Below are 9484 nucleotides of genomic sequence, written 5' to 3' on the forward strand. Positions count from 1 at the left end.
CAGAGCCAGATTTACGAAGTTTTTAAAACTTCGTAAATCTTTCTTGGTATCTTAAAGATAATCCTCACCAAAACCTACGGCGCTTTCACCGCTGTCACCTTTGAGCCATCAACACCCATACTTTCAAAAATAATATTGGTATCGGTAAGCTCTGACACATAAAAAACAAAATCACGGGTTTTGCCATCTGGTAATACCTCGGTCATGTTCATGTTGCTGCCGTTAAGGGTGTAACTACCGTGCGACAGAAATTTGCCTCCCCAAACAATAACCCATTTTCGTTCGGGCGAAAACTGGATGTAAGGTGCTACCTCGGCCAGTTCTGCGGTTTTCATCGTATCCGGCGGGTTGGCATTTGGATGCGCCACTTTGGCGTAATGCCATTTACCGGTAAGTGCCGTTACGCTAAGTGATGGCTTGCATGCAGCTATGCAAAACAAAATGGGGATAATCAAATAACTTAGTTTTTTCATAATTGTAATGGTTACGCTAAGCTATGCAATTATGGTCAAAAATTATTTCCCTTTTGCCTGTTTCCTCATCTGTTCTTCCGCTTTTTTTATCTCGTCTTTTTCGCTCATCGGGAAATCGGTTTTCAATTCTTTACTGCCTTGGGTTGCAGTGCTGCCTTCTTTTTTTACGGTTTTGGGTTGAGGTGTTGATGCTGATGTTTTCATAATCGTAAGGCTTTAAAAATGCTATTAGGTTAACTCATCGTTAATTGAAATTGTTTCGATCAATTGTAAGTCGCCAGTATAAAGAGTTTGTCCGAACCCGAATTTGTCGAATTAAGGAATTTTTTGAATTGAATTTTTGTTAATTCTCTAATTCGACGATTTCGGGTTCAGACAACAATTCTGTTCATTTTTAAATTCTGAAAATTCTGATTCCGACAAAACACTTACGCCCTCTTCAATACAATCACCCCTAACGCGCCTGCTAACAATGATGCCAGCAAAATGCCATACTTGGCCTGGTCAACCATTTCGGGACTGCTAAAGGCCAGCCCCGATATAAAGAGCGACATAGTAAAACCAACCCCAGCCAACAAGGCCACGCCAATAATTTGTTTCCAGTTTGATTTTGCGGGCAGTTGCACTCCAAATTTAACCATGAGCCAGGTGGCGGATAGCACGCCTATAAATTTACCAACCAACAGGCCAACGGCAACACCTATACTTACCGGGTTTAGCAGCGATGAAAAGAAGTTAGCGCCTATCAATATGCCGGCATTGGCCAATGCAAATAGGGGCATTATCACAAATGCTACCCAGGGATGCAGGGCGTATTCTACCTTTTGCAGCGGGGTTTCGGCATAGGTGCTTAGTTCTTTTATTTTTTCTATAGTATGGTGTTGTTCGGGCGTTGTAAGGGTGCTGTTGTTGGGGATTTGTTTTTCAAAATCAAACAGCAGTTTGCGCAAATTATCGGCATAACTTTTTTCGTTAATACGGGTGCGGGCAGGTATGGTGAATGCAACCAGTACTCCCGCTATAGTAGCATGTATGCCCGATAGCAAGAATGCTACCCAAACCGCGAAGCCGATTACCAGGTAAAAAATAATACTGCGTACACCCATTTTATTGCCAATCAACAGTATTACCAATAGCCAAATACCTATGGTAAGCGGTATTAAATCAATATGCGAACTGTAAAATATGGCGATAACCAATACTGCCCCCAGATCATCGGCCACGGCTAAAGCCGATAAAAAAACTTTTACGGATGATGGGATACGCTTGCCTGCCAACGAAAGTAAAGCCAGCGCGAATGCGATATCGGTAGCCATGGGGATGCCCCAGCCATGTTCTGATTCGGCCCCTTTATTAATCAAAAAATAAATGATGGCGGGTATAAGCATTCCACCCAGGGCGGCTACCATGGGAAGCGACGCTTTTTTGATGGATGATAGTTCGCCGGCCATAAATTCCCGTTTCAGCTCCAGGCCTATCACAAAGAAAAATATGGCCATTAGTCCATCGTTGATCCATAGGTGCAGTGAATGATTAAGCGCATAACGGCCAATACCAATAGATAATTTAAGGTCCCAAACCTGGTGATAGGAGTGCGCGAAAGGCGAGTTTACCCAGATAATAGCCACCAATACACTGATGAAAAGTACGATGCCGCTGGTATGCTCCTGGTGTATAAACTTGTTTACCGGATCGGTGATTTTATCAATAGGTAGCTTTTGCCTCATTGCCTCTAAATTACGTTTTTGGGATGAAGGATGGAAAGATAAAGGATAGAAAGATAAAGGATGGAAAGATAAAGGACAAAAGACTTTTAGCTTTTCACTTGTAAAGGTTAGCCTCCTCACAATAAAATCAGCCAAAATATTAACTTTGTGTTATGCTGAAGGCAAAATCTATCCATAAATCATACGGGCAGCTGCAAATACTTAAAGGCGTTGATCTTGAGGTTAAGCGCGGCGAAATTGTGACCATTGTTGGCGCGTCCGGCGCTGGTAAAAGTTCATTGCTTAATATTTTGGGCACACTGGATAGACCCGATTCCGGGCAATTGTATATCAATGATATTGAGCTCAGCGGCCTTAATAATAAACACCTCAGCGATTTCAGGAACCGTAAAATTGGCTTTATCTTCCAATTTCACCATTTACTGGCCGAATTTACGGCTATTGAAAATGTTTGCATCCCGGCATTTATTGCAGGTGTATCTAAATCAGATGCCGAGCGTAAAGCTAAAGAACTGCTTGATCTGCTGGGCCTGTCCGAAAGGATGAGCCATAAACCCAACCAGCTTTCCGGGGGCGAGCAGCAAAGGGTTGCCGTGGCCAGGGCGCTTATCAATAACCCGGCTTTAATATTTGCCGACGAGCCATCGGGTAACCTCGATTCGGTAAACGCGCTTGAATTGCATGAACTTTTCATTAAGTTGAGGAAAGATTTTAATCAAACCTTTGTAATTGTTACCCATAATGAAGACCTTGCCAACTTATCAGATCGTACGGTTACGATGAAGGATGGCTTAATTGTACAATAGTTGAAGATACTGATCACCGCGGCAAACGCCGCACCCGCCTATCGTTTAAAAAATAAACTAAATGGCGATAATATTATCATGGGCGATTATATGGATCTGCCCGATTTTATGCTGAAGCCAGGCCAACTGGTACGCCTGCCCAATCCTGCATCGGCAAGCTACACGCATGAAATGCTGGCTTTATGCCTGGACCTTGGTGTTGAACTGGTGTACGTTTTTCGCGACCAGGAGATTGCGCTGCTGCAGCAATCTGAAGTGTTATTTAATGAATACAATATAAAAATAGTGGCCGGTGCCGATGAAGTATAAGGATATTGACAAGCGTAAAACCGCGTTCATTTTGGAGCTGGATGACGTACTTTACCCGGTTAAAGATTATATATACCAGGTTTATTACCTATTTGCCAATATGTTGGAGTATGTTGAATTGGTTGACGCCAAAAAGACAACCAAGTTGATGACAGATACGTATATAAACCAGGGAGCCGACGAGGTATTTGATACATTGGCCAAAGAGTACCCGGTTGCCGAAGGCTACCGCGATAAATTTGAAAACCTTTTTATAACCGCCAAGCTCCCGTTAAAATTGCTCTTGTATCAGAATATGCTTACCTTACTCCAGGAGGTTGTTGTTGACAGGAAAAAACTGTTCATTGTAACCAACGGAAATGTGGCTCAACAGGTTAATAAAATTAAACAGGTTGAATGGCATAAACTGGAACCGTACCTTACCTGCTATTTGGCGGAAGAAACCGCCCCCAAACCCGAGCCGGACGTTATTCACCTGTTGATGCAGGAGCATAACCTGCAACGCCGGGATATTTTGATGATAGGAAATTCTGCTGTTGATAATTTATGTGCCGAAACTGTTGGAATTGACTATTTAAGTGTAGAGAAGTTTTTATAGCGTTTTTTGTAAGATACTCGTTTTTATTTCGTTAAGTCCTTGTAATTCATTTATCCATGAAAAAAATATTTTACTTTACCCTGGTTGCCGTTGCCGGTTTAATAAGTGCTTGTTCAAAAAGCAAAAATGTAATTAAGCCTGTTGATACCGTAGCTACAGTGAAACCATCAACGCTTGATTTGATCAAAGATTCGGTTTACCTGTATACCAAAGAAACCTATTTGTGGTATGATGCCATTCCCGATTATAAAACTTTTGCGCCACGTACCTTTACCGGCTCAACAGATGCTGCCGCGCTTACCAGCGAGGTTGATGCGCTATCGCAATACAAAATAAACCCGGCAACCAACCTGCCTTATGAATATTATGCTGCTGCCCCCGGCGAAGCTAAATATTCTTTTATCGACGATGGCTCCGTATCAACAGAACTGGGTGGTACCAATGGCGATTTTGGTTTTTCGGTATTGTACCAGGAAACTACAGATCTGCGGGTAAAATACGTATACCCAGGATCGCCTGCCGATAAGGCCGGCCTAAAACGCGGCTACCAGATTACCAAGCTAAATGGCCGTACCGCTTTGGATTATGACAATGGCACAAACACAAATTTTGTTGTAAATGCCGTATTTGGTAGTAGCCCAATTACCATGACCGTGAAAAAGCCCGATGGAACTTCTGCCGATGTAAACCTTTCGACCGCTACTTACACTATCAATCCGGTTTTAACCTATAAAGTATTTACCGAAGGAACCAAAAAAGTGGGTTATGTGGTGTTCAATACATTTACTTCGCCAACCAATGCCGGGCCGCAATTGCTTACCGCGTTCAAAGCGTTTACAGATGCGGGCATTACAGATTTGGTTGTTGATTTACGTTACAATGGCGGCGGGTATGTAGCAACTGCTGAATACCTGGATAACCTGATTGTACCAAGCGCCAAAAGCGGAAGCCTGATGTATACTTATTATTATAACGATAAACTACAGGCCGATAACCACCCATTACTGAGCGCTATTTACAACATTAATAAAGGCGACTTTTTACCGGCCAACAACCAAACCAAGTTTGCCAAAAACGGCACCTTAGATATCAGTAGGGTGTTTTTTATTGTAACGGGCTCTACTGCATCTGCCAGCGAGTTGACTATTAACAATCTGCGCCCCGAGATGGATGTTAAGTTTATTGGGCGTACCAGTTATGGTAAACCGGTAGGTTTCTTCGCTATCGATATAAATAAATACCAGTTATATGTGCCGCAGTTTGAAACTAAAAACTCGGCCAGCCAGGGCGGTTATTATTCGGGCATGAACCCAGGAACAGCCGATTACCCGGGTTTTAACGATTATGACGACGTAACTAAAGATTTTGGCGATAGCACAGAGGTGTTGCTGCAACACGCGCTTAATTATATCAAAACGGGTACTTACGCTGTAACCGGCCCTAAAGTTCAAAGTCTTTCGCGCACCAAAACGATGTCTGAGCAGCAAATTAATACGATGACTACCACGCTTGATAAACGTAGGTTTACCGGTATGATTGGCGGCAGAAGTATTAAAGCGAAAAAATAAGCTGAAAGCCGAAGGCTCAAGGCAGAAAGCCAATCTCTTTTTTAAACAGCAAGAAGGCCAATGATTATCGTCATTGGCCTTCTTGCTGTTTGTAGCAATATTTATTGTTTAATCTGCAAGTTCCCTTAAATCCACAGGCACCACGCGCGAGATGCCCTGCTCAACCATGGTTACGCCGTAAATTACATCGGTACTCGCTATGGTGCGCTTGTTGTGCGATACAATGATGAATTGCGAATCTTTAGAGAACGTACGGATGATGTTATTGAACTTATCAATATTGGTATCATCAAGCGGGGCGTCAACCTCATCAAAAATACAGAAGGGGGCGGGCTTTAACAGGTAAAGTGAGAACAGTATGGCGGTGGCAGTCAACGTTTTTTCGCCGCCGGATAGTTGGTTGATGGAAAGCGGACGTTTACCTTTCGGCTTGGCGATAATATCGATATCAGATTCCAGCGGGTGGTTAGGATCTGTCAGGATCAAATCGCAGGAGTCCTCGTCATTAAACAGCGAGCGGAATACCTTGATGAAATTTTCGCGCACCATAATAAAGGCATGCATAAATTTCTCTTTGGCGGTGTCGTCAATCTCCTGTATGGTGGCTAATAACGATGCTTTGGCTTCGCTCAAATCTTTCTTTTGAGCCTGTATAAAGGTATAACGCTCATTCATTTCGTTATAGGCCTCAACCGCCATGGGGTTTATGGCACCAAAATCATCCAGTTGTTTTTTTAGTTTATCCGCCTTTTCGCGTAGTTCCTGTTCACTTTCGGCAGGAGGCTCGGTTTCGGGCAGATCTTCTATATCGATGTTAAACTCAACAGAAAGACGCTCTTTAAGGGCATTAAGTTCTAACTTCAGGTTATTGCGTTCATCACGCAATTCGTTTTCAATAACCTCGTGGTTGTCTTTTTTCCTGCGCAGGGCGGTAACCTCATTTTCGCTTTCGGTAATCTGTCCGCGCCATTGGTAGTATTCCTGTTCGGCCTGTTGGGTGGCTTTTTCCAGGTTTTCTTTTTGCTCGTACATTTCCAGCAGGTCATCGTCGGAGTTATCGGCTTGTTTCAGGTTATCCTGAATGGCTATTTTAACTTTTTCCAGCTCGTTGCTGTTATGGCGGATGCGGCTTTCCAGGCTTTCCTGTTGGGTATCGCGATAATCTAAATCTTTTAGCAGGCCCGATACTTTATTTTGCTGCTGGTGAAACTTAATATTTTCCTGGTTATAAGCGTTTGATTGTACCGATACGTATTCGTTCAATTCATTAAACGCGGCCTGCTTATCAACCAGTAATTCGTTTTGAATTTGCTTTTGCGTTTTTAAATCGGCCAGCAGGGGGTGCAGGTTCATCATTTCCTCGTTGATGCCCGCAATTTTTCGGGCAATATCCTCCTTGCGGTTAAGGCTGTTTTCAATAAAGGTTTGATATTGCTCCTGGCGTGTTTTAACGGTGATCAGCTCGGTATTTAAACGGTTAATGATCATTTGCTGCTCATTGATCTCGGCGGCCTTGGTAGATGCTTTTAGGGCACTCAGGCGACTTTGCAATTCGTCGGATTTTGCCCTCTGCTGATTTACATTAACCTCGATTCCCTTTATCTCTTTGGCCAGATTTTCTAAGTTTTTGGCCCTGCCAATCCTTTTCCCCTCAAACAAACCTACCGACCCGCCGGCCATGGTATGTTTTGATTTATTGAATTTACCGCTCTTACCAATCAGCACCACGCCATCGGGCAGGGCGGCATTGTTAATTTGCTGGTCTTTATCGTCGTCAACCAGGTAAACGTTTTTTAATAAATGGTTACAAAGCCGTGTGTATCGTTTATCAACCTCAATAACCTTTAATGCGGATACCGCGCCCGCGTTTTCAAATGCCGGGTTGGTTGGATGTTCTTCGGTATAGTTTTCAAGAATAAAGAAATGTGCCCTGCCGCGGGCCGCGTTGCTCAATAACTGAATAGCCTTGATAGCTTCATCGTAGTTTTCAACCACGTAGTAGTTCATCAGCGGTTCCAGGTAGTTTTCAATGGCTACACGGTATTCTTCCTTACAAAATAATACATCGCTAAACAGCGGGGCGTTTTTAGCCCAGTCGGTATTTTTCTTTAAAAAGCGGATAGACTCCGGGAAACCTTCCAGGTTATCTACCATGCTTTTGGTTAGGTTGTACTCGTTTTGCTTGGCATCCAGCTTGCGGCTTTCTTTGATAATGGTATCTTTTACCGAAGCCAGTTCCGCGTCAGTTTCGGCAATCTGTTCTTTTAGCTTGTTCTCAAAATCAAGGGCCGATTGATAATCATAATCCAGCGTTTCCTTTCGGTTGCTTAGTTCGGCTACTACCTGGTTAAAGTGCGAAAGTTCCACCTCTTTGTTGGTGGTATCTTCCATGTTGCGTTGGCTTTCCTGCTCCAAAGCCTGTTGCTGAATTTGCAGGATGTCGATATCCTTTTCGGCCTTGTAGGCCTGGTTTTGCAGGCGGGTATTAACACCAGTAATCTCGGTTAACTCGTTACGCGCTTCGGCCTGTTGTCCGCGCAATTCATCAACGGCTTCCTTCAGTTCAAAAAGCCTGCTTTGAATTTTTTGCAGGTTTTCATCATCCAAAGCTTTCTCTTCGCTAAGGCGTTTAATATTATATAGTACGTGGTTAAGCTGGTTTTTGTCTTTATCCAGTTCGTCGGTTAACCGTGCTTCCTTATCCTGTTGAAATTTGAGTTGTTCGTTTTTGATCTTTTTATCGCTTTCATAAGCGCGTATCTTGGACACAAACTCGTTGGTGGTTTTTTGTTGTACCGATAGGTTTTTCTCCCGCGTAATGCTGTCCAGCTTTTGTTGCTGTAAAGCGGCCTCTAAAGTATCTATTTGAGCAACAATGCCACTTTTGTCGGCCTTTTGCTGTTGCTCCAGGTTTTCAATTTTCTTTAACGATTCGCTGAAGGATACAATACGGAAAGAGGCCAGCATAACGCTGAGCGTTTTGTATTGCTCCTTAATGCGATAATAGCGCTCCGTTTTTTTAGCCTGGTTCTCCAGCGATTTAAGGTTCTTTTCAATTTCAAAAAGCAAATCCTCCACACGCTCCAAATCGGCCTCGGTATCCTTTAGCTTGTTAAATGTTTGTTTTTTGCGAAGCTTGTATTTTGATATGCCCGATGCCTCCTCAAACAAATTACGGCGCGAGCCTTCCTTGTTGGTGATGATCTCGTCGATCATCCGCAGCTCGATGATGGAGTACGAATCTGACCCGATACCCGTATCCAAAAACAGATCGGTAATATCTTTTAAGCGGCACTGCACATCGTTAAGGCGGTACTCACTTTCGCCGGTACGGTAAAGCTTGCGCGTAAGGGTAACCTGCGAATAATCTGTAGGTAGTACGTTTTTGGTGTTATTAAAAGTGAGGGAAACCTCGGCAAGGTTGGCAGGTTTACGACTCTTGCTACCGTTAAATATTACGTTATCCATCTTTTCAGATCGTAACATCTTGGTGCTCTGTTCGCCCAAAACCCAGCGGATAGAATCCACCACGTTTGATTTACCGCAGCCGTTAGGTCCTACAATAGCAGTTACACCCTCATTGAAATTAATGGTGATCTTATCTCCGAAACTTTTAAAGCCCTTGATTTCTAAGCGGGTAAGCTGCATTTATCCTGTTGTATCCTTGCAAAAATTTAACCTTCAAAGTAATCATATTTTTTTGATTTATGGAAGAGATTTTTGGACTGTAAGACTTTTGGGATTTTTGGACTTTTGAGACAAAGGACTTTTGGACAAAAGATAAAAGACTGAAAGCTATACCGCATTTAGGGATTTTTTCAGAACCGGGATTTCTCACATTTTAATTTTTTTAAGGCGTTCGAGAAGACTTCGTAGTTAAGCAGATTTATCGAATTTTGACTTACAACGTGTTTGTGAATAATGTCTCGTCCTGAAATAGGTTTACTAAATTAGTAAATCATTTAAATCATGATCAGGCGAGAAATAGTATCAAAGAAGCAGC

8 protein-coding genes are annotated in these 9484 nt (G+C 42.9%); 4 read left to right on the forward strand and 4 right to left on the reverse strand.

Annotated elements, in window-relative coordinates:
* Positions 1 to 74: 74 nt before the first annotated feature.
* The 3 genes from QWZ17_RS25910 to nhaA all read right to left on the reverse strand — a co-directional run bounded on the left by QWZ17_RS25910 (position 75) and on the right by nhaA (position 2200).
* The gene (locus tag QWZ17_RS25910) at positions 75 to 473 is read right to left on the reverse strand and encodes a hypothetical protein (protein ID WP_290308243.1); all 399 of its coding nucleotides are present in this window, start codon (positions 471 to 473) and stop codon (positions 75 to 77) included.
* 42 nt (positions 474 to 515) lie between these two features.
* Positions 516 to 677, reverse strand: a complete 162-nt coding sequence (locus tag QWZ17_RS25915; RefSeq protein ID WP_290308244.1) for a hypothetical protein — start codon at positions 675 to 677, stop codon at positions 516 to 518.
* Positions 678 to 901: 224 nt separating this feature from the next.
* A complete protein-coding gene (gene nhaA / locus QWZ17_RS25920; protein ID WP_290308245.1) occupies positions 902 to 2200 on the reverse strand; it encodes a Na+/H+ antiporter NhaA in 1299 nt (432 codons plus the stop codon).
* Between the two features lie 152 nt (positions 2201 to 2352).
* On the opposite strand from nhaA, the gene QWZ17_RS25925 reads away from it, so the two are divergent.
* From QWZ17_RS25925 to QWZ17_RS25940, 4 genes are read left to right on the forward strand one after another with little or no spacing between them, the layout of a single operon-like run.
* Positions 2353 to 3006, forward strand: a complete 654-nt coding sequence (locus QWZ17_RS25925; protein WP_290308246.1) for an ABC transporter ATP-binding protein — start codon at positions 2353 to 2355, stop codon at positions 3004 to 3006.
* Positions 3007 to 3315 (forward strand): hypothetical protein, encoded by a 309-nt coding sequence (locus QWZ17_RS25930; RefSeq protein ID WP_290308247.1) that lies wholly within the window; start codon positions 3007 to 3009, stop codon positions 3313 to 3315.
* Complete coding sequence (locus QWZ17_RS25935) at positions 3305 to 3913, forward strand: HAD family hydrolase (RefSeq protein ID WP_290308248.1); 609 nt, start codon at positions 3305 to 3307, stop codon at positions 3911 to 3913. Before QWZ17_RS25930 ends, QWZ17_RS25935 begins: the two co-directional genes overlap by 11 nt.
* Before the next feature lie 56 nt (positions 3914 to 3969).
* A complete protein-coding gene (locus QWZ17_RS25940) occupies positions 3970 to 5481 on the forward strand; it encodes a S41 family peptidase (protein ID WP_290308249.1) in 1512 nt (503 codons plus the stop codon).
* Between the two features lie 108 nt (positions 5482 to 5589).
* On the opposite strand, the gene smc is transcribed toward QWZ17_RS25940, so the two are convergent.
* Entirely contained in the window at positions 5590 to 9129 is a 3540-nt protein-coding gene (gene smc, locus QWZ17_RS25945; RefSeq protein WP_290308250.1) for a chromosome segregation protein SMC, read from the reverse strand.
* Positions 9130 to 9484: the final 355 nt, after the last annotated feature.

The sequence above is a fragment of the Mucilaginibacter flavus genome, from assembly GCF_030409315.1.
In the GTDB taxonomy this organism is placed as follows: Bacteria; Bacteroidota; Bacteroidia; order Sphingobacteriales; family Sphingobacteriaceae; genus Mucilaginibacter; species Mucilaginibacter flavus.

What these genes read in the sequence shown, in the direction of transcription:
- QWZ17_RS25910 (WP_290308243.1), bottom strand. Translation starts at nt 473, where the DNA reads ATGAAAAAACTAAGTTATTTGATTATCCCCATTTTGTTTTGCATAGCT.
- QWZ17_RS25935 (WP_290308248.1), top strand. Translation starts at nt 3,305, where the DNA reads ATGAAGTATAAGGATATTGACAAGCGTAAAACCGCGTTCATTTTGGAG.
- QWZ17_RS25915 (WP_290308244.1), bottom strand. Translation starts at nt 677, where the DNA reads ATGAAAACATCAGCATCAACACCTCAACCCAAAACCGTAAAAAAAGAA.
- nhaA (WP_290308245.1), bottom strand. Translation starts at nt 2,200, where the DNA reads ATGAGGCAAAAGCTACCTATTGATAAAATCACCGATCCGGTAAACAAG.
- QWZ17_RS25925 (WP_290308246.1), top strand. Translation starts at nt 2,353, where the DNA reads ATGCTGAAGGCAAAATCTATCCATAAATCATACGGGCAGCTGCAAATA.
- smc (WP_290308250.1), bottom strand. Translation starts at nt 9,129, where the DNA reads ATGCAGCTTACCCGCTTAGAAATCAAGGGCTTTAAAAGTTTCGGAGAT.
- QWZ17_RS25940 (WP_290308249.1), top strand. Translation starts at nt 3,970, where the DNA reads ATGAAAAAAATATTTTACTTTACCCTGGTTGCCGTTGCCGGTTTAATA.